Consider the following 25061-nt stretch of genomic DNA (forward strand, 5'->3'; position numbering starts at 1 on the left):
GCTGAGAACATCGGAAGCTGGGTGCGGTGAAAGTCGCACGCCCAGATTTAACTGAGAGGTGCGGGGAATAATAACCCCCATCGACTCAACCAGACAAAATCAACAAATTAGACAACAGCAACAATTTAGATTACAAGAACAGAGACGACAGCAAGAACTTAGACAACAGAAAGAAAACCTGTAAAGTGCTCAAAATTTCTGTTGAAGAAAAGTTTAGAATCCAGAATTCTGAATAAGAAAGTAGAGAATTACCTTGCAAAAAGCAAAATACTGACTCACCTACTAAATAGATCTCTTGCATGAATCCTCAAAACCCCACCCCAACCCTCCCCTTGCCAAGGAGAGGGAGTAAACTTGCTTAATTTCCCTTCTTTATAAGGGGAAGGGGGGATTAAGGTTCTCAAAAGTAGGTATTTTGTATTTGGTCGTTTTTTGTCTATTTCAGCCAATGCTTAAATCCTGAAATAGTAATGAATCTTTCTACTTACCTGTCACGGGTTTTTTGTGCCTTTTGATGTCTATTTTTCAAAAATAGACCTTTTTTAAAGATTGACATAATTTAGCGTTATGCTTTTGCAAGCTATAGACAACAAAAACTTATCTTTGACCTTGCTTAAATAACTAGTCACCTCTTAAGATTGCTTTTTTATGACTTTTTCAGCAAACCCTAATTAGAAGGATTAAATATAGCACAAGGCAGAAGGTAGGAGGTAAAACTATTACTATTCCTAGTTTTCACGCTTTCAAATTGCCCTAAACTATGTGACTACGGCTATACTATTTAAGAAAGTAAGTTTTAAAATTATATGAAATTTTTCCAGCATTTTTTTATAGCATTATTGACTGTATTACTCTGTGCGTTTTTACCATATTTTTTTGATTCATTTAATTATTTAACAGCAGCATTTGCAAAATCTAAAGTTGGATTTGATTCTGTTTTAGCAACTACACCTGCTGTCAACCCAACCCAGACTTCTAGCTTAGTACAGCAAAGTCAAGCACTTTATGAAGCAGGACAGTTTGTAGAAGGGGTACAACTTCTCAAAAAAGCAGTAGCTGAATTTAAAGCTACTAATGATGTATTGAATGAAGCTATAGCTTTAAGCAATCTTTCTTTAGCCTATCAGCAATTAGGACGATGGCAAGAGGCAACTGAAGCTATTACACAAAGTATTAAACTATTACAAAATCTCAAAGATGCAAATTCTTCACAAATCTTTGCCCAAGCTTTAGATGTTCGAGGTGGACTGGAATTAGAACAAGGGCAAACTGAAGCAGCCCTGAATACTTGGCAATCAGCAGCTGAAATTTATCAACGCTTAGATGATACATCTGCACAGGTTCGCGATCGCGTTAATCAAGCCCAAGCAATGCAAGCTTTGGGAAATTATCTCCAAGCAGATAAAACCTTAACCTCAGTCCGAGAAATTCTCCAAAAACAACCAGACTCTCCTGTTAAAGCGACAGGATTGTATAACTTAGGGAATGTCCGGCGAAGTTTGGGTTATTTAGACGATTCGCACACAATTCTCGAAGAAAGTTATTTTATGGCTATAGGAGTGAAAGATGCGATCGCCCAAAGTAATGCTTTACTTAGTTTAGGTAATACAGCCCGCGCTCAAATCTATGCTCAACTTAATTTGGGTAACTCAAGCAGAGCCAAAGATTACACTCAAACAGCAATTCAATACTATCAACAGGCAGCGCAGATTGCATCTGCAAAACCTACTGTACGTCTTTTGGCTCAACTAAATTTATTAAGACTACGGGTAGAGCAAAAGGAATTTAGCACAGTAAAGGCATTATTACCTCAAATTCAATCTCAGATAGACAGTTTGCCTCCAAGTCGGACGGCTGTTAATTACCGAATTAACTTTGCCCAAAGTCTGAGCAAAATGAGACAAAACTCAGTTGGGCCAAAAGATGTTGCTAAAATGCTAGCGCAAGCTGTCCAAATAGCTAAGAGTTTAAAAGATGAACGAACTGAGTCTTATGCCCTTGGTACTCTTGGTGGTTTGTACGAACAAAGCGGACAGCTAGCTGATGCTAATAGCCTGACACAGCAAGCTTTGGTGAAAGCCGAGTCTGTTGATGCTCAAGACATTGCCTATCAATGGCATTGGCAGATGGGACGGATACTGCAAAAGCAATCCAATATCCCAGCAGCAACAGCTGCTTATAATCAAGCTTATAATGCCCTCAAATCCCTTCGTAATGATTTAGTTGCAATTAATCCTGACGTACAATTTTCTTTCCGCGAAAGCGTAGAACCCGTATATCGACAGTACGTTGATTTACTGCTGCAACTTCCGGAAAATACTCTTCAAAGGCCAGATAATCTCGTTCAAGCCCGTCAGGTAATTGAATCTCTCCAGTTAGCAGAACTAGATAATTTTTTTCGTTCGCCCTGTTTGTTACCAAGAGTTGACCTCGATCAATTAGTTGAAAAGCAAAAATCTACGATTGTTATCTATCCAATTATTTTAGATAATCGACTGGAAATTATTACTAGGTTGCCAGGGCAAGATGCAATCTACCGTAAAACAACTAAAGTCCTTAAAGATGTATTAGAAAACGTTGTAGAACAACTACGAAAAGAATTACCCATTGTTAGCCGAGAGCCTGATGTTAAGCAGCATTCGCAACAGTTATATGACTGGTTAATTAAACCTATTGAATCAGATTTAGCAAATGCAGATATCACGTCTCTAGTGTTTGTGCTTGATGGCTCTTTGCGAAACATTCCAATGGCGATTCTTTATGATAAAAAACAGCAGAAATATCTGGTAGAAAAGTATGCTATTTCTTTAATGCCTGGACTGCAACTCCTCGATCCTAAACCTTTACACAACATGCGGCTAAACGCTTTAATTGCTGGGGTTGAGCAAGAACGCTTGATTGAAGGTAAATCTTTTCCCAAACTCTCAAATGTCACACAGGAATTAAAACTAGTCCGATCTGAAGTGAAATCAACTAAAGAACTCTTAAATCAAGAGTTTACTATAGCTAATCTGCAAAAGCAAATTCAATCTACTTCCTTTTCAGTAGTGCATCTAGCTACTCATGGGCAATTTAGTTCAGATATTGAAGAAACCTATATTCTTATCTGGGATAAGTTACTCAGGGGTAGAGAGCTAGATAATTTACTTCGAGCTAGGGGTGAAAATCGACGGGGAACAATTGAATTACTCGTCCTTAGTGCCTGTAAAACTGCCACAGGAGACAAACGAGCTGCTTTGGGGTTAGCTGGAGTAGCAGTGCGGGCGGGCGCACGCAGTACCTTAGCAACTTTGTGGACAGTAGATGATGAATATACTCGCGACTTTATGGGTGAATTATACCGGCAATTAGATGCTGGAGTAACTAAAGCCCAAGCTCTGCAACGCGCCCAACTTGCGATTTTAGCTAAAGAAAATCGTCCATATTTTTGGGCCCCTTATGTTCTTCTGGGCAATTGGTTATAATTTTTGAAAAAATCTGCCAATCAATGTTTTCATAAAGAACTAACGCAGCTAATAATATTGCTTTCATTTTAAAATTTTATGCGATCGCAGATGCCGGAATATTACCTCATTTAGAAATATCAGAAGTTTTCATTGGTCTATTGCAACGGTATCTTTAAGAATTAAGAGACATTTTCATAGTCAACCCAACCTAAATAATCTAGTTACAATAGATAACGACTAGGATTATACAGCACAAAACCGATAGGTATATAGTATTTGAGTGAACAAACTTATAACACAAGGTAGGAGGAAAGAAGTATGAATGAAAACAAACTTTAGTTTTGGCTCATTACCCAGTTTGAAAAGAACAATTGGTATCGAGCGGAAAGTGCCGCAAGATACAAAGCGTTTACAGCCTAAGTCCCATACTTTTAAGCGTGGGGTTACTCCTGCCTCCTGCCTCCTGACTTTTACCACTGTTGTTAGCAAAAGTCTGATTGAGAAAGTAGTTACCGTACACTTTATTTAGCACTGTGATAGATTCTAATGTCCTGATAACACATCCTTCAACCACCACGATCGCCCTTGTTGGTGCTGGCTTTAGTGGTTCTTTAGTAGCGGCTCACCTATTAAAAACTGCCAACCGCCCTCTATTGATTAAACTGATTGAGCGCAGTCACGACATTGGCAAGGGAGTCGCCTACAGCACCGATACCATCAGCCATTTGCTGAATGTATCCGTAGGCAAGATGAGTGCCTTTCCCAACGATCCTAGTCATCTGCTGCGCTGGTTAAACTATAACCGCAGTGAGTTAGGGACATTTCTGCCCAGTGATTTGAATGCCAGCAGCTTTATTCCCCGTCAGATATTCGGGCTTTATATCCAGTCGATTTTGGAGGAAGCTGAAGCCACGGCAGCAAGTAACGTCCGGCTAGAGCGCGTCATCGATGAGGTGGTGGCAGTGGAGCCACAAGCCAAAGGTGCGATCATCTCCTTGAGTAGCAGCCGTACTTTCGTGGCAGACAAAATTGTACTGGCACTGGGAAACGCCCCTTCTCCCCCTCCAGGATCGCAATCCTCTGAGGACAATGACACCCCCTACCTACGTCATGCCTGGTCAGCCGAGGCGTTGGCAGATCTGAAGCCTGATGCGCCTGTATTGCTGATTGGCACTGGACTGACGATGGTGGATATGGTGGTGTCACTCCACCATATCCACCATCAAGGCAAAATTTATGCCGTGTCTCGCCGGGGATTGTTTCCGCTACCGCATCAATCGACTAAACCCTACCCCGCCTTTTTGACCCCAGATACCGCGCCGAAAACAGTTCGCGGCTTGCTGCGGCGCATTCGCCGTGAGGTGCAAACGGCAGCAGTGCAGGGCTACAACTGGCGATCGGTGATTGATTCCCTCCGTCCCATTACCCAGCAACTCTGGCAACAACTGCCCCTTGTGGAGCAAAAACGGCTTTTGCGCCATATCACCCCCTATTGGGATGTACATCGCCATCGAATTGCCCCCGAAATTGGCAAGGTTGTCCAGGCAATGCTGGATTCTGGGCAACTAACTATTACCGGAGGGCGTATTCAGCGCTATCAGGCGGCATCTGACGCGGTGGCAGTGACCGTTCGCCAGCGCCAAACGCAAAAAAATCAGGTCTTGCAAGTCAGCCGCGTGGTGAATTGCACCGGGATACAGGCAAATTATCAGCGATCGCCCCAATCCCTAATTGCCAATTTACGCACCCAGGAATTGATCCGCCCCAACGATATTGGCTTGGGTTTGGATACTACCCCCGATGGTGCTGTATTAGATGCCCAGGGTAAACCTTCAAGCCTACTCTATACTTTGGGCACTCCCCGCAAAGGCAATTTGTGGGAAACGATTGCTGTTCCCGAACTGCGCGAGCAGGCCCAGGCATTGGCAACAACAGTGTTGCATTCGCTACCAATGCGGGTGCGTCCTGTTTCGCCCATTTCTCGCACCGCTGAACAAGAATATAGCGACCTTCGACTTGCCATACCCCAGTCAACACTATTGTTTCGCCAATTCTTTGACCCAGAATCTAGCACCTACACTTATCTGATTGCGGACAGTCAGACAAAAGATGCGGTGCTAATAGATACAGTATTAGAGCAGGTTGACCGTGATTTACAAGTGCTGGATGACTTGGGGTTGAGTCTTTGCTACTGTTTAGAAACTCACATCCATGCTGACCATATCACTGGTGCTGGCAAACTCAGACAACAAACAGGTTGTCAGGTGATAGTACCCCGAAATGCCACTGCTAGGTCTGCGGATCACTCCCTTGCCGATGGCGAAACCTTAATCGTGGGGGCGGTGCGGATTGAGGCGATCGCTACACCAGGGCACACCGACAGCCATCTGGCTTATTTAGTCAACAATACCCATCTGTTAACGGGGGATGCCTTATTGATTCGCGGCTGTGGACGCACAGACTTTCAATCGGGCGATGCAGGTACTCTGTACGAGACAGTGACGCAACAGTTATTTACTCTCCCAGAGGACACCCTGGTTTATCCCGCCCATGACTATAAAGGGCGCACTGTTTCCACTATTGGTGAAGAAAAACGCCTCAATCCCCGATTTGCCAATCGCAGCCGCGAGCAATTTATCGCAATCATGAGCCATCTGGGTTTGAGCTATCCCAAAAAGATGAACCAAGCCGTACCCGCCAATGAATACTGTGGCGATTTCATGCCCGAAGAAAGTCTGAGCAATGGCACGAGTTCGGCGATTGATGTAGATCGTGAAAAAGTAGAAAAAATGCTATCAACTAATACTGAAATTTATGAGGACTACTTTGCTATGTACATTTAGGAGTATCGTGGCTAAGCTGTTACGCATTTAATTTGTATATTTAGTCGTGAGAGTTGTCATTGGTCATTAGTCATTTGTATTTCAAAGTCCAGATGACCAATTGACTTAGAATCTATCTCAAAATAAGTAAACCAGAATGCGAAAAAAGCTAGATGAACAAAAATTAACCTGCATTCGATAAACGCCAGCAACGACGATACCAGAGCAAGGTACAAGCTATCTTGATTATACCAAGATAGTTACACGCCTTCTTATCGTAGCGTACCAGGAGTGCTCGGCACTTTGAGAGCCAACCCAGTGTTCGTTCTACAACCCACCGACGAGCAGGATAGCGTTTTTGGTGCTGCTCATCTAACTTCTCTTCGCCAATGCGACGAATATGCGGAATGTACTGATGTTTTTCAATAGCATTGCGACCTGTAGGATTGTCATAGCCCTTATCTAAGCACAAATGCTGTTCAATCTTTTGTAGACTGGGACGTTCTACGATGATTGCTTTCAGGGTTGATTCGAGCAACTTACAATCATGAACATTGGCAGCACCAATCACAACTGCAAGCGGACCGCCGTCGGCTTCGACTAACACACTTCGTTTGGTTCCGGGCTTTGCTCGGTCTGTGGGGTTCGGACCTATTTCATCGCCGCCAAATCGCGCCTTTGCCATTGCTGCATCTGCGCTTTGCCACTGCCAATCAACACCGCCCAGTTCATCGCACTCCTCAACTAACGTTGCCCAGATTTGGTCTAACACACCGTTCTGTTCCCAACGCTGAAAAGTCCGATGAACGGAACTATCATCAGGAAACTCACTTGGCAGTTGGTTCCACTGACAACCACTGCGAAGCCGAAAAATAATCGCGTCTAACGCGGCACGAGCATCAATGCGTTTACGCCCAATCGGATTGGGTGGGTCAGATTCCTCAGTAGAGTACCCATGCAGCAGAGCTTTCAGGACTGTTTTACCAGTGCGCTAGAAAAGAACAATTCACCTGTTATGTTTTTGGCTCAACTTCAACATTGACAAAATGACGCTCAAGAATTGCTGGAATATCTTTGACTGCTAAGCGAACGTGCCAATGCTTCTCTGTGAGCATCTGCCGCTTCAACTTAGTTGGCAACCATTTGGGAGCAATGCCCTTGATTGGAGTCACTAACGCAACGGCTCCAACTTCACAACGGTCTAGACAACCCGAACAACAAACTTCAACACGAGGTTCCAACTGTCGCTGTCTAATTTCATCCACGAAAGCTTGGTAAATTGAGACCGCATCACGGTTATAGCAGCATCCCCTAGAATCATTGAGATCGCGCTGTTTCGTGCAGACAAAGACTCGATACCGAGTAGCGTTATCCATTTTGTTCTCCAATAAAAGTTCATTAATACAAAGACAGATTTATCGTGCTCCTGACCCTCTCATCACTTGGGCAAAATCCTCAATTTTCATCTGGGGTTGACCCAATTCGTTCCAAGTTTCCCGCGATACAAACTCATCTTTGGTCTTTGACAAAACACCAATTGCTTCACTCACCAATTGCATTTGGTCTGAAAAAAGCCCCAACATCTTGACTAGAGCCAAAGGAATTGAACTCACTTTCAAAGTCGGGTCGTAAACCTGAATAAATCTCAATGCTGCTTCTTTCATGGTCAAGGGTTCTAAGCCTTGAATTGCATACCTTTTGTTATGTGCCTGTTCACTTTTTAGAGCGGCAACAACTTGTTTTCCATAGTCTTCTCCCGCAATCCAGTAGAACGGGTTGGCAGGATCACCAATGAGCGTCAAGGACTTTCCGCGAATCAACATTAACAGCGTTTCCATGAAAAACGTCGGCTGAAAAATTGTGTAGGGAATTCCAGATTCGATAATTGCCTGTTCAGCTTCAAACTTCTGCTGATGTTGCCACCATTTCGTTTCGTTGACCTTTCTCGTTCCTAATCCAGAGATTTTGCTAATGTGTTGAAGATCAGCCGCCTGTGCTGCTTGAATTACATTTTTTGTTCCATCTCTTTCAGGATAGAAGGCTGCCTTGCGACTGGGTGTAGTTAGATTCAAATACACAGCATCCATTTCATAGAAAGCCCGTTCAAGCGAGTCAACATCCTGTAGATCACCCTTGATCACTTCAACCTCCTTCACCAATAAAGATTGAGCTTTGACGGGATCACGCGCGATCGCACGAACGAAAAAACCTGCTCGAACTAACTCCTGCACCACAGGTTTGCCTAAACTGCCTGTAGCGCCGATAACAGCTATCCTGCTGAGTGAACTCATCTCAATTTTCTCCTTGACTTCGATTGACAAAGCAGTCTGTAAATTAAGATAAGCTTAGAGACTATAGACAAACAATAAGTAAAAAGCCAATACTATTAAGTGTGAGTCCAATTCTTGATGCTGGCATTAGACCCCCTAACTGAAGTTCTGCAAACGATGCACCTAGAGAGCGTACTTTTGTGTCGTTCCATATTGTCTCCACCCTGGGGAGTGCGGCTACGCGCAGAGTACGGAGCTAAGTTCCATATCGTTACAAGTGGGCAAGGCTGGTTACGAGTTGAGGATTTGGACACGCCCGTACACTTGTCATCTGGAGATTTAGTGGTCCTGCCACATCGGGTCTCGCACACGCTTTGTGATGCGTTGACTAGCCCTGTCACTGATTTGGAGGAAATTCTTTCGCTTGAACCTGTTAGCGGCTTCAAACTTCTCAAGTACGGTGGAAATCAAGAAAGTGGAACAACGGTGATTATTTCTGGCGGAATCAACTTTCATCATACGCCAACCAATCCACTACTTGCTGCTTTGCCCTCGCTCATTCATGTCAAGGGTGAACAAGGACAATCATTACCGTGGCTAACGACAACGCTACAATCGTTTGATTGCGAGACGGCTACTGATTTACCGGGTGGACAAACTGTGCTCACGCGACTTGCTGATATTTTATTCATCCAAGCGATTCGCAGCTACATCGCTCAACTACCCAATCATCAAGGCGGGTGGTTACGAGCGCTGCGTACACCAGGAATTAGCAACGCTTTGAGTGTAATGCATCGCTATCCTGAGCAAGATTGGACAGTCTCTTCGTTAGCTCAACGTGCATCCATGTCTCGCTCTAGTTTTGCGGCTCGCTTCACCCAATTAGTTGGAGTGCCGCCGTTGAGGTACCTGATGAACTGGCGAATGAATAAGGCTGTGGAGCTATTACAGGATAAACAGCTAACGATGAAAGAGATTGCCGTCCAGGTGGGTTATTCCTCAGAAGTTGTATTTAGTCAGGTGTTTAAGCGTTGGAGTGGCTATCCTCCTGGGCTGTATCGCCACAAGCACTTAGAGTTTTGAGATAGATTCTTAGTACAGCTTTGCATAAAATCGTGGCGAATTGAGGGTTGAAATTTAAACGCATAGGCGCTTCGCCTTCTCGCAGGGTAGGAGCGCAGAGGTAAGCGCAAAGGTACACAAAGAATTCGGTACGAATTAATGAAATGTTGTACTTAGGACGGTCTGAATGCAAAAATGTACAACCTACACGCGCATCAGCTTACCTAGAGAGTAACTGTGCATTTAATGCTTTAGTAATGCGATCGCCAGAAGCTTCTAAGTGAGCTAAGGTGTAAAGATCGAGGCTTTTTTGGTCAGGATGAGGCTCGTTCCTCGCTAACGCAGTGGTTTCCAGGGAAGGAACCCCGCTAATGATCTGTTCGCCAAGTTGTTTGAGTCTGACATCAATGGCTTTTTGCAGTTGGCGCAATTCATACCAAGCCAATGTCCGACCATCTTCAGGTGCATTAGTAGTACCCAACATCATCTGTAACAAAATATTCAGATGTTCCCGTTGCAATGAACGGCGGATGCTAGAAATTGGCTTTGGTTCTCCTGGGGCGAAAACTTCTGTCCAGATGCCTGTTTGCAGGGTGTCGAACAATTCTGGTATGGAAAGCGCTTCTCCAGGCAGAGTTTTTAATTCTATATCTTGTAACCGATTTAAGCGATCGCTGTCTAATAGCGATCGCAATATCGCACTTTGAAAACTCAAAATGCGATCGTGAATTGGATAATCAAGGCGATTATTAGGTGCAGAACTACCCCAGTGTTCCCAACGTGACGGTGCTAGTTGATTGAGCAATTGTGGTGAAAAGCTGAAAGCATCTTCAGCAAATACATACTCTTGTAACTTTGTCAATACCTGACGTTGTTTTAAAAGTGAAACTGGTACAAATGCCCAAGCATCGTCACTGGTATGGAGACGCCGAAAGGATTGTCCACCAATGTATTTAGAAAGCAAAGTGGCGTTCCGAAAATAATATTTAAGTACTCTATTAAATTTAAGGCGTAGGTTACTATAGCTTTCTCCTTTCGATAAATAACCCTGATCAAGACGCTGCCACATAAAACGAGCATTATCCATTTGCCACTGTGAATAAAGTAGCACATCACTACTCATATCCCAAATATTTGCCAAAGGATTGATATCCCAGATATCTTCATCAGTTGCGTAAGATAATTCTGGTTGAGGCGACGCTAGTGCAATCTGGTCTAAAAAACTTTTTTCTGATTCTGGAATCGTTACCTCAAGTACTGTTGCTGGAAATTTTTTATAACCATACTCAATTGCCCATTCGTCATAAGGCCCAATAACTCCTGGGAAATAGTCACCTTGCCGTACTCCCTGTGGTGCTATATTCACAGGTACATAGTCCATCACCGAACCTACTAAACCTCTGGTGTGAGTGATTTCAGTATTATTTAATTCTTGTGGCGCTAACATGGTGCTGCCATAAAAGTTGTGACGCAAACCCAGAGTGTGTCCGACTTCGTGAGCGATAAGAGAACGTAAATATTGATGTACATACTCCTTCATCGTTTCACTACTAGGTGTAGTGTTTGGCAAAATTGACAACGTTAGCGCCCCCATAGCTGCTTGATTTGAAGACTCCATACCATAGCAGGACTCAGAGGAAAAAAACAAAGCAGAGGAAGATGATGCAAAGAATCTATCCAGATATTTTCTTGCGTGTTCATGTCCTTTCATCTTTTCTGGACATGAATTTGCCTCCATTAATGCATGATATTCTTGTTGAACTAAACGCACCATATTGGCATCCACAATAATATCTGCATCCAATATTTCCCCGGTGAATGGGTTGACGCGCATCGGGCCTTTGGCAAAACCTGCATCTAAAGAATTGAACCAGCGAATAGTGTTGTAATGTACATCTGCTGGTTTCCAATCAGCATCATCTGGCATTTGCTGCACTTCAATCGCATTTTGAAATCCGGCTTTTTCAAATGCTTTATTCCACATCAAAACGCCTTCACGAATCGCATTTCGGTATTTTAGCGGTACAGCATTTTCAATCCAATATACAATTGGTTTTTTCGGTGGAGATAAAGGGGCATTAGGATTGGATGGTTCTAGATGCCAGCGATTAATGTAACGTACAAATGATTCGCGAGCATTATTATCAGAAAAGTCTTGGAAAGCAGTAGTAAAATATCCAACTCTATCATCGGCAAGTCTGGGAATATAACCATTGTTTTCTCTCAACTGAGAAAAACTGTAGTGTACCTTTAAAGTGAGTGCCCTACTATCGGGTACGGTGATTAAATTTGAGCCTTCTAGTGATGAAAAACCATAAATCGAATCAATCTCTATGTTTTCTGGGAAACTGTTAACATCACCAAAATATGACTTGCGTGCATCTAAGTGGTAATCAGCTTGCAAGGAGTATTTTAATAAAGAAGTTAATCCAGGAAAATCCTGCATTAGCAGTCCATTCAGGTCGATCAGAATATTTTGATTTTTTGGATCGATAGTAGCTATTTCGAGTGAATAAAGAACTGAATCGCTAAATGAACGAGCAAGCGATCGCTGTTCTGCTATACTGTCTGTACGGAATTTTACATTACGCACAACAAAATGCAATCTATTATTTATTCTTCGAAAATAAAAAATAAAATCAGAAAGAGGTAATCCACTATAAATCCCACTTTCCCCAATGCCTGATTCTAATGTTACTATAGCTAGGTAGTTTTTATTTAGCTGCTCTGGCTTAAGTTCTAAGAAAACTTTTCCCGAATCCTCGCTGCAATAAAGTGTGAAGAGTCCTTCTAATTTATCTATCTGATTTACAATCCCATTAAATCGGCAAAAATCTTCCTTTTTAATCTCAGCAAGATTCTTGTCAGCACTTGCTACGTTTTCAACTCCTGGCAGTGGATTTAATTGCTGTATATCAATATTAGAAGTATTTGAAAGTTGGTTTGCTCCTGCATAATCATTTGATAGCAACAAGCTATACAGTAATACTATACAGATTGCTAATTTCGTTATCCAGTATTTCATCCTTTGGCTTTCCACCTGAAGCAATTCTCGTGTTAAGGAAAAATATCGAGTAGTTTTTCGTCTGTAAGCCCTTCAAATATCTAGGAATTACAATATAAATTCACTCGGTCAGATAAACAATGCCTCTAGTACAGCACAGTATAAATCCAGCTACCATCTTAATTAACTAGACAAATTGTTCAAGCAACTTGTTAAAGGTAGGCAAACTTCCGCCACAGTGTACAAGTACATCACGGCATAAATAAACATACCCCTTCGGGTGACGCTCGCAGGCTCGCTAACGCTGCGCTAACGGCAGTTCCTCATGGGGAGCCAGTGCGTTGGGCGGCTCTGGCGACTTGAAGCAACTGGCGTGGGAACCCCCAAGACCGGACTGCCTCACCATTTCAAATGGTGCAAAAGCCCAGAAGACAACTCTTTTGACTTTTGACTTTTGACTTCCGCGCAGTGGTACTAACCTAAAAGTCATGTGACTGTTGATTGTTATTAGTAACTATTTAGGAATTATCCATAAGCATCTATCTTTTAATGTTGATAATTTTTACAACCAAAGATATATGTTTTTTTTTACTTCTACCTGTATTAAAAACCAAATGTTGTATGAAAAATGTATTTAGTGCTACATTTAGCAACCCAAGGAATCTCAAGCATGATTTATAAACAAAGAGTAATACTGATAAGAAAGCGATTATTGAGCATTTGAATGCTTTTTTTCGGATGAATTTTGGAAATTTATGCCATCTCAACCGTTTTCTCACATAGTCAATTATTCTCAATGGTCTTCAAAGCGTTATTACCACGCAAAATCAGCTTTTTTGCCTAAATATCGACATTTTGCTCTAGGCAACCACAAACCAATTTTGAGTGATTTGGAGTTATTTTGTGTACAAGCAAAAGTGAGTATACCAATTTCTACCGCTTGGGTGATGTCAAAATCAAGCAATCTATAAAAAATATCATGGTTAACTAAATATTGCAGTTAACACACATCTGGCGAAATTAAATATGCGTTATCCAGAACCCTTGTAGAGACCTAGCATTGCTAGGTTTATAGATTCTTTTTCACCTCGAAGAATAGTTTGATTTAGTTGATTTGCTTGCGGATGATTGGTATAGTCTCATCTAAGATGTTTCATAACTGAGATATGCCTTTTGTTAGAAGGATAATTATTTTTTTATAGCTAATCTTTATTTGTACTCCAAAAAACAAACTAATTCGGCATGATAAATTTGATTTCTAGGACTATTAGTCAAATCAGTTCCCTCCTTAAAGGACTTCAAATAAAAGGTTTTTTGGCTGTTGTCATAGTTGGTTTTCTAATGCTGACGACGAATATTGCTGCTGGGCAAAATAACACAGGCTTAAAAGAAAGAGTTCGCGAACAGATACAGCAAAATGATTCTCAAAGACCGAGAACACTAGGGGAGTGGAATAAAGAAGCTCGTGAAACGGAAGGTGCTCCTGGTAAACGACTTGAAAAGATTGGAAAAGAGTCAGCAGAAGCCTTTAAACAATTTGGATCTGGCTACGTAGAAGGTGCTCAAAAAACTGCTAATGATGTCGGGGACAGTGCAGCACAAACAGGCAAAAAAATACTTGACTAAGTTCGACGTTAAATGCATTCCAATCTTTACTTGGCAGTAAGTACTAATAACTTTTCGCCAATAAATGAGTAATATTAGGAAGGCTGGTGTCTAACCAACAAACTCTTCTAATATTTGGGTAAAAGCGTTCACCTTTACTGATGATAGATTGTAGCGTTTCGTCAGTTGCATTAAATATAGGTTTTTATTAGGGGCGTACAGCTAGCTGTACACCCCTACTGCGTATTATAATTTCATGTCCGTTTGATTACTATTAAACTCGAAGAATCACAAAGACTCAAAACTATACTTTGTTTACCGTTGCTTTGGCTTATTAGAGGCTGCGACCTACTGATTTGACTAAAGACAGTAACACATTTACAAGAGGATTACAATGCAGAGCCTTCCAACAAGATTTAATCCACAGTTGGTTGCTTCTGTCAATGCGTAAATCATAAATTTAGCCTTTTCAAAGATTAATAAGTAGTGCTTTACCCACTATTATAATCAAGCTAACATCTATCCAAGGAAATACCTTTTAATAATCTTTTAATTTGGCAACAGACTTATAATTGCTAACTCTTTCATTTGGCACTTGTCAAGCATTATTTTGGCTTTGAACAATATTCTTTATGATTTTAAGACATCTGTCTTCAGTAGGGTAAAACTTCAAATGTACATTTGATAACATTCTTAAGAATAAATAAATAATTGCGATTTGGAGTTAATCATGACATCTACACAAACCAACGATCCAACTATTCGCGAACACGTTCAAGCTTGGCAAAATTTAAATGTAGATCAACAACTTGCTTTGTTTTGGTTTGTCTATAAAGAAATGGGGAGTTCAATTACTCCAGCCGCTCCTGGAGCCAGTACTGTTTCTCCAGAAATAGCTGAAGGTTTATTTAATCAAGTTAAGGAATTATCTCACGAACAACAATTACAAGTTCAGCGTGATTTGATTAATAAAGCGGATACCCAAATTTCTCGTGAATATGGCTCTTTGGGTGATACTACAAAACTCCTATTTTGGTATCGATTATCTCAAGGGATGGAAAATGGTACTATAATTCCTGTACCTGATGATTATCAACTTCCTTCTGAAGCTAAACCATTGTTTAGCAAAATTCAAGGATTAGAGTTTGAACAACAGATTACTCTTTTCCGCGACTATGTTTCGCCAATGGGTACTGAAGCAAAATCAGGTGCTGAAATTTAGCACTCTTGAACTTTTGAGGATGCTTAAGGGTATCTATTAAGTTATTTATACCCTTCTTTTAAAGCTTGCTAGATTCGCCAGTCGCTTAATATAAAGCTAAATTTTGATGACTGGCGTATTTAGAAATTTTTATTTTATTACTTTGAGATGTTTACGACTTGTAAAAACATCAAATTTGTAGAACAAAGTGTATCAGAATTTGCGAATTTAGATATAGAATATCGCTTGACAGTTATAGGTTAATTGTATACTGAAACTACTAATGCAATTCCAGCGATCGCTCAAATAATTAGCTTGAAAGATTGAAGATGTGGATAAGTTTAAGTTGATTTTAGTAAGCTAGCAGAATTAACATCTAAAAACAACGTCGCTTGGGGTTGTTGACGGAGAATAGAAGCCGGACAGTCTTTACCGACATAATTTTCCAGCATTTCTTTTACTACATTCGCTTTACGTCTTTCTGGAGCAAGACAGATAATTTTTTTAGCTGAACAAATTGTTGGAATGGTGACGGTAAAAGCATACTGTGGCACGGATTCTAAATTCGGAAAGTGACCTGTACTTACTTGTTGTTGACGGTTCACAGTATCCAGTTTTACCAGTTTAACTCTGTAAGGATCTTGAAAATTTGCTACAGTCGGATCGTTAAAAGCTAAATGTCCATTTTCGCCAACACCAAGACAGCATAAGTCAATCGGTTGTGCTTGCAATAATTTAGTGTAGCGATCGCACTCTGTTACTGGTTGTAATGTATCACCTTCTATATAGTGAAATTTTTTAGGATTAACTCGCTTCTCTACACGTTCTCGCATATAACGCCGAAAACTAGCAGAATGGTCAGCAGTAATTCCCAAATATTCATCTAGATGGAACAGAATAATCCGTGACCAATCTACACCATCTAATGCAATCAAAGCATCAAGAAATTTGAGTTGGGAGTTACCTGTAGCTAACAATACAGCAGCTGTATCCTGCTGCTTGAGAACTTGTTGTAAATACTTTTGCACGATTTTGGCAACATCCTCGGCCATTTCAACTTCAGAGTTGTAAATCTGCACTAGTAAATCATCAACACGAAAAAAGTTTGTGGCGGCTACCATTTGCTTACGAAGAAGGTTATCGATTATACGGCAGTTTCCCCTGAGGCTTTATCTGTCTGCCCTTATATGCCCTATCCAGTATAGATTTTAGGATTTAGCAGATTAATTTCTGACTCTTGAAATTTATTCTTCAGTCCTCAATCCTCGTATTAACGAAGGATCAATCACTAAAGACAAAAAACAATGTAAACTATTCAAATTAAGTTAACAATTATTTACATTATACCCAATAAATCATGCTAGCTGCAATTCTCTTTGACCTAGACGGCACTATTGTCAACACTGACCCTATACATTACCGAGCTTGGCAGGAAATGCTGTTAAATTACAGCATAGAAATAGATGAAACATTTTATAAATCCCGAATTAGTGGAAGGCTAAATCCAGAAATTGTTAAGGATATTCTGCCACAATTATCAGCATTAGAAGGGCAAAGATTTGCAGACGAAAAAGAGATGCTTTTCCGCAAACTCGCCCCAGATATCAAACCGCTAAGTGGATTTTCTGAAATACTAGCATGGACAGATGTATATCAATTAAAACGTGCATTAGTAACTAATGCCCCTAGACTAAATGCAGAATTTATGCTAGAAGTTTTGGGTATCAAAGAAGCTTTCCACACAGTTGTTTTAGCGGATGATTGTATTGCAGGTAAACCCGACCCTGTACCCTACCAAGTTGCCCTGAATAAATTGGAGATTACAGCAGAAGAAGCGATCGCTTTAGAAGACTCTCCTTCTGGTATTCGTTCAGCGGTAGGCGCAGAGATCCGCACCATTGGCATCGCCTCCACCCACGATCCGCAAATTTTACAGTTAGTCGGTGCATTTATGGCAATACCAGACTTTACTGATTTGCAATTGTGGACATTCCTAAACTCACTCATTGAGCAAAATTCAAGTGCGATCGCTTCTAATTTTTGAGAGCATTGGGCATTGGGATTGAATCTTCAATTTTGAATTTTGAATTTTGAATTGATTTCTCCCTTGCTCCCTTATTCCCCATCCTCAAAAACTCCACTTTTTAACCGAGCCATATCACGCAACGGTGGTGCACCGAATAAGCGACTGTATTCACGGCTGAACTGTGAGGGGCTTTCATAACCCACGTAATGACTAGCTGTTGCCGCATCCATACCTTGCCCCAGCATCAGGCGACGGGCTTGTTGAAGCCGAAGCTGTTTTTGATATTGCAAAGGACTCATGGTGGTGACTGACTTGAAGTGATGATGCAGGGACGAGGGACTCATGCACGCTTCACGAGCGATCGTATCGATCCGAAATGGTTTTTCGTAGTTCCATTTTAGCCAGTTGATCGCTTTGCTAATTGCTTGGAGTTGTTTATCGACTAAAGCAATCTGTCGCAATCTAGCACTGTGTTCGCCTGATAACAAACGGTAGAGAATTTCTCGAATAATCAAAGGTGCGAGAATAGCAATATCTTGAGGTGTTTCCAACAACCGTACAAGTCTTATTGCTGCATCAAGCAGTTGGGGGCTAACAGGATTAATAGACAAGCCCGGTTTTAGTGGTTGGTTAGCGGGAGCGTCTAGTTTTGCCTCCATCATCAGTGTACTGAGTTCTCCCAGATCTAAATCGAGCCGAAGGCACAGATACGGAACGATTGGCGTTGCCTCAATCACTTGACTGACGACAGGCAGATCGATGGATACCACCGAATATTGGTCTTGACTATAAACATACAGATTGTCTGCCAACATTACCTGTTTCTTGCCCTGAGCGACGATGCACAGGGCAGGCTCATGCAAGGCATGGAGAGGCGCAGTCGGTTGTAAAGAGCAGATCAGGAATAACCGCTCGATCGCTGTGGGATGGACACCATCTCCATTACTGTTCTGTGCAATCAGAGCGGCTAGCTCGGACTGCTGCTTTCTAACAGTCTGTTCCATAATGTCGTTTAAAATCCCTATGAAACTAACATTCAAGGCAGCCGCAATCTATTCAGCCGCTTTGGTCAGCTTATCTTTTTATGATAAACAATAAAGGAAAATGCAGGATTAGGCAAGAATTCCGCAGGTTCAGATTACCGCATCAAGCTTTGACTCTCTTAGATTAAAAGTGTGCTAGAAAGTACAACCACTTGCAGACATGGTTTTATGACTACCAACGAAAACACTGGCAAAGAACAGAAAGTCGTACTAATTACAGGTGCAAGCAGCGGTATCGGTGAGGCGACAGCACGTCTACTCGCTCGTAAGGGCATCCACGTCATCCTGGGCGCACGACGCACGGAGCGGCTAGAAACCCTCGTGGCTACAATCCGCTCTGAGGGAGGCTTGGCGGAATATCAGACCCTTGATGTTACTCATCGCGCTGATTTCCAAACCTTTGTAGAATTTGCTCAGAGCAAATTTGGCCGCATTGATGCGATCGTCAACAATGCAGGCGTGATGCCGCTCTCGAAACTAGAAGCACTGAAGGTTGATGAATGGGACTGGATGATTGACGTAAATATCCGTGGCGTACTCAATGGCATTGCTGCTGGGCTACCGCTGATGAAACGCCAGGGATTTGGCCAATTCGTCAACTTGTCCTCCATCGGGGGACATGCGGTGTGGCCAACCTCCGCTGTTTACTCGGCTACCAAGTTCGCCGTGCTGGCAATTTCGGAGGGGCTGCGTCAGGAAAATACCGACATTCGCGTTACGGTTATTTCGCCGGGTGCAACAGAGTCGGAATTGGCAGATAGTATAACTGACGCAGAAGCTGGCAAAGGAATGGAGGAATTCCGCAAGATTGTACTTCCGGCTGACGCGATCGCCAGAGCGATCGCCTTTGCAATCGAGCAACCGGATGACGTTGATGTCAATGAGATCATTGTCCGCCACACAGCCAGTCCATATTAAAAAGAGTTTTAAACCCAGCAAAAAAGCAAAACAACTGAAAATCTAAATATGACTACCCAAAATCAAATTCAACCTCGCCAACTTGGTTCTAAAGGTCTAACTGTTTTCCCCCTAGCTCTCGGATGTATGGGTATGTCTGGTGTGTACGGTGCAGCAGACGAAAACGAAAGCATTGCAACTATCCAGGCAGCTCTCGACCACGGGATGACATTATTGGATACTGGCGATTTTTATGCCAGCGGGCACAATGAGATGTTAATTGGTCGAGCAATCAAGGATCGTCGAGACAAAGCCTTGGTTTCAGTGAAATTCGGCGCTTTACGTACTCCCGATGCCGGATGGCTTGGTATAGATTCGCGTCCCTCTTCGGTGAAAAACTTTATCGCTTATAGTCTTACCCGATTGGGAGTAGACCACATTGACATCTACCGCCCGGCTCGATTAGACCCGCAAGTTCCCATTGAAGACACCATCGGCGCGATCGCCGAGCTAGTCAAGGCTGGCTATGTCCGATATATTGGGTTATCGGAGGTGGGAGCGGACACCATCCGCCGCGCCCACGCTATCCACCCCATCAGTGACCTACAAATCGAGTACTCCCTGATTAGCCGTAGTCCTGAGAGCGAGATTTTTCCTGTACTGGAAGAACTTGGTATTGGCGTGACTGCCTATGGCGTGCTTTCACGAGGACTGTTGAGTGGCTCCACTCCAGCCACACAGGGCGATTTTCGTGCCTATTTACCACGCTTCAGCAAAGAAAACCTTGCCCAGAACCAACGCCTGATCGAAGAACTGAAGCAAATTGCCGCCGAGAAAGGAGTTATTCCTTCGCAGTTGGCTATTGCCTGGGTACTTGCCAAAGGTAGAAACATTGTGCCAGTCATCGGGGCACGCAAGCGCAGCCAACTTTCCGAATCGTTGGCGGCTTTGGATGTAAACCTATCCCCAGAGGACTTAACCCGCATTGAAGCAGCAATTCCCGCATCTGCGATCGCAGGTACTCGTTATGATGAACATCAGATGCAAATGCTAGACAGCGAACGCTAATGCGTAACAAAGTACTTAGAGGGTTTGTAGTGAGTTAGGGCGTTCTGCTCTACGAAACGCTTCGTAAAAGTTTCCCCATGAGCGACTAACTTTCCCGTTGGGTAAGCAGTTTAGTGTTTAGAAAATAAAGACTAAAATCCTTACTACGAGCTTCTACTTATTTTTCAGCCAGAATCGCATAAATTTCCCGTTTAACTTGCTCTAAAAGCTCCCGTACGCGATTTACCCGCTCCATATTGCCACTACGAGCAACCTGTACCACCGCAGCAGCTAACTGTGTGGCGGCATTCCGCAACTCAATAAACTCTTGGGGTTTACCTGTAACAAAACTTTTGAAGGTATCCCAAGGAGTGTCTGAAGGTTCTTGTTGGGCACGTTCTGCCAATAATTGTTTGCCCTCATCCGTAATCGTATAAATCCGCTTGCCCCCTTCCTGTGCGCTCTTGAGATAACCACCTTCTTCCAACAATTGGAGTGTTGGATACACTGAGCCAGGACTGAGGCGACGGAAACCACCAAAGCGAGTTTCCATCTCTTTAATCAGGTCGTAACCATGACTAGGATTCTCAGATAACAATTCCAGCAGAATGAACTTGATGTCACCCCGACGAGTCCGGTATTCATCTCCCCAACCACGACCAAACATTTCATTATCAAAGCGTTTGTCATGATGTCTACCATGATGCTTGCCATGTTGAAACCAAGACCTGACAAATAATGAATCCTCTTCGCTAACTCCTGCCCATGCAGGCGCGCCAAAACGTGACCGAAAATGTCTAAACATAAGTGAATCTCAAATCAACTTTCTCTAATATACGATATATCGGAATATATCACGATATATCGGAATAAAATTTTGATGAAGATTTGTAACGAAATCAACTTCGACTAGCTAAGAGTCCTGACGGGGCGACAAAAGACTTTATCTACAACGCTTAATCGTTGATTAGGCATTTTTGCTTAACTATGAAGTAAGAGGTGTAACAAAGAGTTCGCTCCATAGACCAAACCCTGTATCCTTACATGGTTTGGTTTTTTCATACCAACTTACTTAATACATCTTGTATTTCCAGATAAAATATGTATAAATACCAGATATTTTAGTTAATATTTCCTTGAGATTGGTGCTAATTACAGATGTAAATATAAGAATTTATTGCTAGTTAAAATTATTACAACTAATTTTATAAGTTTATAAAATACTTTACTTTTTTGTATAGATTGTGAACTTAACTTGGGAATACTAAGAGTGAGAAAAGTTAAAGTTATACAGAAACTGATGATTGCTTAACTTTTTTTAATAGCATTCACTGCTAAATAATCTAGATTCCTTTTTTGAACTACAGTAGGGAACTAATCAGGTTCAATCGAAGCTGACTAAGTTCTCTCAAAACTCTCATAGAACCCAACAACAGTTTATTTACACTTGCTTAATTCGTATACCAACCATCTAAATCAGTTTTTAACTGCTTATTACAGCAATAAAACTAGTAGATGCCTATATCCCGTTTAGTTAAGACTCACTTTAGGTTCAATACTATTCGGATAATATAAACTCGCCTGGATTCAAGGGAGTGAAAGAAAAAAATAGTCTTCTTTTAAAAGAAAGCCAGTGTGTTGCCAACTTTCCTAAATCTATAGAAACAGGTGTTAGCAAAGCTTACCACCAGTTTTCTATTGAAGAAAAGCTGATTAAATATTTTTGTTTGGGTTAAGATAACAATGTTAGTAACTGACAGTGGCGAACGTGGTAGTGGCAGATAGGACGAGTATAAAGTTCTCCCTCGATTATTTGCAGGAATTTTTGAGTGTTACGGTCAAAAAAGTGAAATCTCTCGTACTTTAGTCGGGAGATGAACTTAAATCGCGGCAATGACTTTGCTAATGGCACAATTGAATGGTGTGAGTTCGACTTGACGAGTGCCTTCATGTCCATAAGTCAAACTCACGCTCAGATAACTATCTGGCTTGTAGGGTAATCGTTCTGCCCATTCAACTGCCACAATTCCTGGTATGACTTCAACACCTTCCCAGTAACTTTCTAAATTTAGGGTTGCAACTTCTTGCGGTTCTAAGCGATATAAATCTAGATGGTAAAGGGGAAAGCGCCCTTCTGTGTACTCATTAATCAGCGTGAAAGTGGGACTGACAATGGGTTCAGCAATTCCTAAACCTTTACCAATGCCTTGAACTAAAGTAGTTTTACCAGCGCCTAAATCACCTTCTAGTAAAATTACACTGCCAGGTGTCAGGGATTCGCCAAGAGTAATACCTAAGCGCAGCGTCGCTTCTGTATCTGCAAGAAAAATTTTCATGATTTGTCATTTGTCATTTGTCATTAGTCCTTTGTTTATAGAACTTACGCAAAGAATCGCCCAAAAGCTTAATTTGTCGACCGCCTTTCCTTCTCTACGAGAGGCTGCGCCAACGGAACGCGTAGCGTCTCGTAGAGAAGAATTCGTAGAGTGTGCGTAAGTCCTAGTTTAGATTAATGACTAATTTTCATTTTCCTTAATTTTGAATTTTGAATTTTGAATTTTGAATTCCCCGAAGGGGTTGACTTCTACCGTACCACCGTAATAACACTTGTGCTAGTTTCTGGGGATTGTGACGTACAAAACCTGTTTCATCTTCATACAAAACATTAGCTGGAACAATCCGTCGCCCTAGCTGAGTTACTGCTTCTCTATCAAGGAAAACGGGATGAGAGTTTTGTTGGGCGTAGCGGATGAGTGATTGCTCTGAGGGGGATTTTTTGTGTATCAATACAGCATCGAATAGCCGTCTTTGTCCACAAGCAGCATCAATTGCTCTGATGTGGTCGGCAACAGTGTAGCCTTCAGTTTCTCCTGGTTGAGTCATTATATTGCAGATATAAATACGGGGGGCATCTGATTGAGCGATCGCATCGGCAATTTCTGGTACTAATAAATTAGGAATTAGGCTTGTATAAAGGCTACCTGGGCCAATAATAATGTAATCAGCTTCTTTAATTGCCTTAATAGCTGCTGGTACCGCCGGAGGATTAGCCGGAATGCAGCCAATTTTGACAATTTTACCGCCAGCTTTGGGAATACTAGACTCCCCCTCAATCCGACGACCATCGGCTAATTCTGCCCAGAGGCGAACATCACTGAGAGTTGCTGGTAGTACTTGTCCTCGCACCGCTAGAACTTTAGAACTGGCTGCAACTGCTTGTTCTAAATCTCCAGTAATATCACTCATTGCCGTTAAAAACAAATTGCCAAAACTGTGACCCGTTAATCCATCTCCAGCCCGAAAACGGTATTGAAACAATTCTGTTAATAACTTTTCTTCATCTGCTAGTGCAGCCAAACAATTGCGAATATCCCCTGGTGGTAGCACTCCAAATTCTTGACGCAAACGCCCAGAAGAGCCACCATCATCGGCAACAGTGACAATTGCAGTAATATTAGCGCTGTAGGTTTTCAGCCCCCTCAACAACGTGGAAAGTCCCGTACCACCACCAATTACCACTATTTTTGGGCCTCGGTACAATCGACGATGGGCCAGCAAGACATCAATGAGTTCCTCTCCGCCTTCTGCTCTTAGTACCTTAGTAATTGAGCCTACGGTGCGAGTTTGCCCCCAAAGCACTAACAGCAAGCCGCCAAGCAGCACCAAAGGCCCACTGATATAGTTCGGTAAGAGGTTGGTGATCACTCCCAAAAAACCTCTAACCAACTCAATCATCCAAAAAATTGGGGTCAGCTTAATCCAAATGGCTAACCCCAAACTCGCCAGCAGTACACCCCCAACACTAATCAATAACCAACGTTTTACCGATAGTCCAGGGGATAACCATTTGAACCACTGGTTAACCCGATAAGAAGTACGAGAGCGCGACTGCTTTTGCAGGGCGTTGAGGGCTTGTCTAAGAAAACCAATTGACATACCTGATTTGGAGCAGTGCTACAAACAATAATTAACAGAAAATCTACACCACTTGGTTTAAAACACCAGGCGTGAAACTATTATATTTGTCAATCCTATTAGACTAAAAGCAAGTCGTGAAGATTGCCAGTATTTTTAGTTAAACAATATCCTGGCTTGGTAAAAGTGAATTTAATGGAAAAACGAATTTTAGGATTAGATCCAGGACTGGCAATTTTAGGATTTGGGGCAATTAGCTGCACACAAAATCTCAACAAGGTGCAAGAGACTACAGTAAATATGCTGGATTTTGGAGTCATTAAAACGTCAGCAGATGTAGAAATGGGACAGCGCCTATGTACCTTGTTTGATGATTTACACACCCTGATAGAGGAATTTCAGCCAGATTTAGTAGCGATCGAGAAACTATTCTTCTATCGTATGTCAAGTACAATCCTGGTTGCACAGGCGCGGGGTATAGTCATTTTAGTGTTGGGTCAGCGTCGTCTTCCTTATGTAGAGTTTACTCCGGCTCAAATTAAGCAAGCTTTAACAGGTTATGGCAATGCTGATAAGTCAGAAGTGCAAGAAGCGGTGGCGCGGGAGTTGGATTTAGATGAAATTCCTAAGCCGGATGATGCTGCGGATGCTTTGGCAGTGGCTTTAACGGCTTGTTATCAACTGTAAGTTTGTAAAAAGAGAATAAAGTTCTTAGTAGACAGC

General features: G+C 42.1%; 20 protein-coding genes and 1 pseudogene. 11 read left to right on the top strand and 10 right to left on the bottom strand.

The window, feature by feature from the left end; genetic code table 11:
- Positions 1–806 precede the first annotated feature (806 nt).
- From V7K56_RS01485 to V7K56_RS01495, 3 genes and pseudogenes are all read left to right on the top strand, one after another.
- Positions 807–3464, top strand: a complete 2658-nt coding sequence (locus V7K56_RS01485; protein WP_334906911.1) for a CHAT domain-containing protein — start codon at positions 807–809, stop codon at positions 3462–3464.
- A 65-nt stretch (positions 3465–3529) separates the two neighbouring features.
- Positions 3530–3622: pseudogene (locus tag V7K56_RS01490) on the top strand (alpha/beta fold hydrolase); the annotation flags it as partial.
- Positions 3623–3979: 357 nt separating this feature from the next.
- Entirely contained in the window at positions 3980–6289 is a 2310-nt protein-coding gene (locus tag V7K56_RS01495) for an FAD/NAD(P)-binding protein (RefSeq protein ID WP_334906913.1), read from the top strand.
- Positions 6290–6452: 163 nt separating this feature from the next.
- On the opposite strand, the gene V7K56_RS01500 is transcribed toward V7K56_RS01495, so the two are convergent.
- The 3 genes from V7K56_RS01500 to V7K56_RS01510 are packed head-to-tail and all read right to left on the bottom strand — an operon-like array spanning position 6453 to position 8559.
- Positions 6453–7241, bottom strand: a complete 789-nt coding sequence (locus V7K56_RS01500; protein WP_442939900.1) for an IS5 family transposase — start codon at positions 7239–7241, stop codon at positions 6453–6455.
- A 40-nt stretch (positions 7242–7281) separates the two neighbouring features.
- Positions 7282–7644 carry a (2Fe-2S) ferredoxin domain-containing protein gene (locus V7K56_RS01505; RefSeq protein ID WP_334906915.1) on the bottom strand — a complete coding sequence of 121 codons (363 nt, stop codon included), beginning with the start codon at positions 7642–7644 and terminating at the stop codon, positions 7282–7284.
- A gap of 39 nt (positions 7645–7683) precedes the next feature.
- Entirely contained in the window at positions 7684–8559 is an 876-nt protein-coding gene (locus V7K56_RS01510) for an SDR family oxidoreductase (RefSeq protein WP_334906917.1), read from the bottom strand.
- A gap of 117 nt (positions 8560–8676) precedes the next feature.
- Here V7K56_RS01510 and V7K56_RS01515 point away from each other — a divergent pair, with 117 nt between their 5' ends.
- Positions 8677–9621: an AraC family transcriptional regulator gene (locus tag V7K56_RS01515; RefSeq protein ID WP_334906919.1), complete on the top strand. Its 945-nt coding sequence runs from the start codon at positions 8677–8679 to the stop codon at positions 9619–9621.
- Between the two features lie 199 nt (positions 9622–9820).
- On the opposite strand, the gene V7K56_RS01520 is transcribed toward V7K56_RS01515, so the two are convergent.
- On the bottom strand, positions 9821–12625 hold the full coding sequence (locus tag V7K56_RS01520) for a zinc-dependent metalloprotease (protein ID WP_334906920.1): 2805 nt from the start codon (positions 12623–12625) through the stop codon (positions 9821–9823).
- A 277-nt stretch (positions 12626–12902) separates the two neighbouring features.
- Positions 12903–13094 carry a hypothetical protein gene (locus tag V7K56_RS01525; RefSeq protein ID WP_334906922.1) on the bottom strand — a complete coding sequence of 64 codons (192 nt, stop codon included), beginning with the start codon at positions 13092–13094 and terminating at the stop codon, positions 12903–12905.
- A 752-nt stretch (positions 13095–13846) separates the two neighbouring features.
- Between V7K56_RS01525 and V7K56_RS01530 the strand changes: the two genes are divergently transcribed.
- Both V7K56_RS01530 and V7K56_RS01535 read left to right on the top strand, forming a co-directional pair.
- Positions 13847–14230: a hypothetical protein gene (locus V7K56_RS01530; protein WP_334906924.1), complete on the top strand. Its 384-nt coding sequence runs from the start codon at positions 13847–13849 to the stop codon at positions 14228–14230.
- A 709-nt stretch (positions 14231–14939) separates the two neighbouring features.
- Complete coding sequence (locus V7K56_RS01535) at positions 14940–15431, top strand: orange carotenoid protein N-terminal domain-containing protein (protein WP_334906926.1); 492 nt, start codon at positions 14940–14942, stop codon at positions 15429–15431.
- Positions 15432–15751: 320 nt separating this feature from the next.
- Here the strand turns inward: V7K56_RS01535 and V7K56_RS01540 are convergent, their stop codons facing one another.
- Entirely contained in the window at positions 15752–16531 is a 780-nt protein-coding gene (locus tag V7K56_RS01540; protein WP_334906928.1) for a glucosamine-6-phosphate deaminase, read from the bottom strand.
- A 236-nt stretch (positions 16532–16767) separates the two neighbouring features.
- Between V7K56_RS01540 and V7K56_RS01545 the strand changes: the two genes are divergently transcribed.
- The gene (locus tag V7K56_RS01545) at positions 16768–17454 is read left to right on the top strand and encodes an HAD family hydrolase (RefSeq protein WP_334906930.1); all 687 of its coding nucleotides are present in this window, start codon (positions 16768–16770) and stop codon (positions 17452–17454) included.
- A gap of 71 nt (positions 17455–17525) precedes the next feature.
- On the opposite strand, the gene V7K56_RS01550 is transcribed toward V7K56_RS01545, so the two are convergent.
- Positions 17526–18440, bottom strand: coding sequence for an AraC family transcriptional regulator (locus tag V7K56_RS01550; RefSeq protein ID WP_334906932.1), 915 nt, complete (start codon positions 18438–18440; stop codon positions 17526–17528).
- A gap of 207 nt (positions 18441–18647) precedes the next feature.
- Between V7K56_RS01550 and V7K56_RS01555 the strand changes: the two genes are divergently transcribed.
- Positions 18648–19397: an SDR family oxidoreductase gene (locus tag V7K56_RS01555; RefSeq protein ID WP_334906934.1), complete on the top strand. Its 750-nt coding sequence runs from the start codon at positions 18648–18650 to the stop codon at positions 19395–19397.
- 48 nt (positions 19398–19445) lie between these two features.
- On the top strand, positions 19446–20444 hold the full coding sequence (locus V7K56_RS01560) for an aldo/keto reductase (RefSeq protein ID WP_334906936.1): 999 nt from the start codon (positions 19446–19448) through the stop codon (positions 20442–20444).
- A 157-nt stretch (positions 20445–20601) separates the two neighbouring features.
- Here V7K56_RS01560 and V7K56_RS01565 read toward each other — a convergent pair whose 3' ends face one another.
- Complete coding sequence (locus V7K56_RS01565; RefSeq protein ID WP_334906938.1) at positions 20602–21228, bottom strand: PadR family transcriptional regulator; 627 nt, start codon at positions 21226–21228, stop codon at positions 20602–20604.
- A 790-nt stretch (positions 21229–22018) separates the two neighbouring features.
- On the opposite strand from V7K56_RS01565, the gene V7K56_RS01570 reads away from it, so the two are divergent.
- Positions 22019–22159 (top strand): hypothetical protein, encoded by a 141-nt coding sequence (locus tag V7K56_RS01570; protein WP_334906940.1) that lies wholly within the window; start codon positions 22019–22021, stop codon positions 22157–22159.
- Between the two features lie 144 nt (positions 22160–22303).
- Here the strand turns inward: V7K56_RS01570 and tsaE are convergent, their stop codons facing one another.
- Positions 22304–22759: a tRNA (adenosine(37)-N6)-threonylcarbamoyltransferase complex ATPase subunit type 1 TsaE gene (tsaE, locus tag V7K56_RS01575; RefSeq protein WP_292735393.1), complete on the bottom strand. Its 456-nt coding sequence runs from the start codon at positions 22757–22759 to the stop codon at positions 22304–22306.
- 196 nt (positions 22760–22955) lie between these two features.
- Complete coding sequence (locus tag V7K56_RS01580; protein WP_334906942.1) at positions 22956–24359, bottom strand: gluconeogenesis factor YvcK family protein; 1404 nt, start codon at positions 24357–24359, stop codon at positions 22956–22958.
- Positions 24360–24533: 174 nt separating this feature from the next.
- On the opposite strand from V7K56_RS01580, the gene ruvC reads away from it, so the two are divergent.
- Positions 24534–25025, top strand: coding sequence for a crossover junction endodeoxyribonuclease RuvC (gene ruvC / locus V7K56_RS01585; protein ID WP_334906944.1), 492 nt, complete (start codon positions 24534–24536; stop codon positions 25023–25025).
- Positions 25026–25061: the final 36 nt, after the last annotated feature.

The organism is Nostoc sp. (assembly GCF_036917535.1).
In the GTDB taxonomy this organism is placed as follows: Bacteria; Cyanobacteriota; Cyanobacteriia; order Cyanobacteriales; family Nostocaceae; genus Nostoc.

Excerpts from the sequence above, each read along its gene's own strand:
- V7K56_RS01485 (WP_334906911.1), top strand. The coding sequence starts at position 807 with ATGAAATTTTTCCAGCATTTTTTTATAGCATTATTGACTGTATTACTC.
- V7K56_RS01505 (WP_334906915.1), bottom strand. The coding sequence starts at position 7,644 with ATGGATAACGCTACTCGGTATCGAGTCTTTGTCTGCACGAAACAGCGC.
- V7K56_RS01510 (WP_334906917.1), bottom strand. The coding sequence starts at position 8,559 with ATGAGTTCACTCAGCAGGATAGCTGTTATCGGCGCTACAGGCAGTTTA.
- V7K56_RS01515 (WP_334906919.1), top strand. The coding sequence starts at position 8,677 with ATGCTGGCATTAGACCCCCTAACTGAAGTTCTGCAAACGATGCACCTA.
- V7K56_RS01520 (WP_334906920.1), bottom strand. The coding sequence starts at position 12,625 with ATGAAATACTGGATAACGAAATTAGCAATCTGTATAGTATTACTGTAT.
- V7K56_RS01525 (WP_334906922.1), bottom strand. The coding sequence starts at position 13,094 with ATGACTTTTAGGTTAGTACCACTGCGCGGAAGTCAAAAGTCAAAAGTC.
- V7K56_RS01530 (WP_334906924.1), top strand. The coding sequence starts at position 13,847 with ATGATAAATTTGATTTCTAGGACTATTAGTCAAATCAGTTCCCTCCTT.
- V7K56_RS01535 (WP_334906926.1), top strand. The coding sequence starts at position 14,940 with ATGACATCTACACAAACCAACGATCCAACTATTCGCGAACACGTTCAA.
- V7K56_RS01540 (WP_334906928.1), bottom strand. The coding sequence starts at position 16,531 with ATGGTAGCCGCCACAAACTTTTTTCGTGTTGATGATTTACTAGTGCAG.
- V7K56_RS01545 (WP_334906930.1), top strand. The coding sequence starts at position 16,768 with ATGCTAGCTGCAATTCTCTTTGACCTAGACGGCACTATTGTCAACACT.
- V7K56_RS01550 (WP_334906932.1), bottom strand. The coding sequence starts at position 18,440 with ATGGAACAGACTGTTAGAAAGCAGCAGTCCGAGCTAGCCGCTCTGATT.
- V7K56_RS01555 (WP_334906934.1), top strand. The coding sequence starts at position 18,648 with ATGACTACCAACGAAAACACTGGCAAAGAACAGAAAGTCGTACTAATT.
- V7K56_RS01560 (WP_334906936.1), top strand. The coding sequence starts at position 19,446 with ATGACTACCCAAAATCAAATTCAACCTCGCCAACTTGGTTCTAAAGGT.
- V7K56_RS01565 (WP_334906938.1), bottom strand. The coding sequence starts at position 21,228 with ATGTTTAGACATTTTCGGTCACGTTTTGGCGCGCCTGCATGGGCAGGA.
- tsaE (WP_292735393.1), bottom strand. The coding sequence starts at position 22,759 with ATGAAAATTTTTCTTGCAGATACAGAAGCGACGCTGCGCTTAGGTATT.
- V7K56_RS01580 (WP_334906942.1), bottom strand. The coding sequence starts at position 24,359 with ATGTCAATTGGTTTTCTTAGACAAGCCCTCAACGCCCTGCAAAAGCAG.
- ruvC (WP_334906944.1), top strand. The coding sequence starts at position 24,534 with ATGGAAAAACGAATTTTAGGATTAGATCCAGGACTGGCAATTTTAGGA.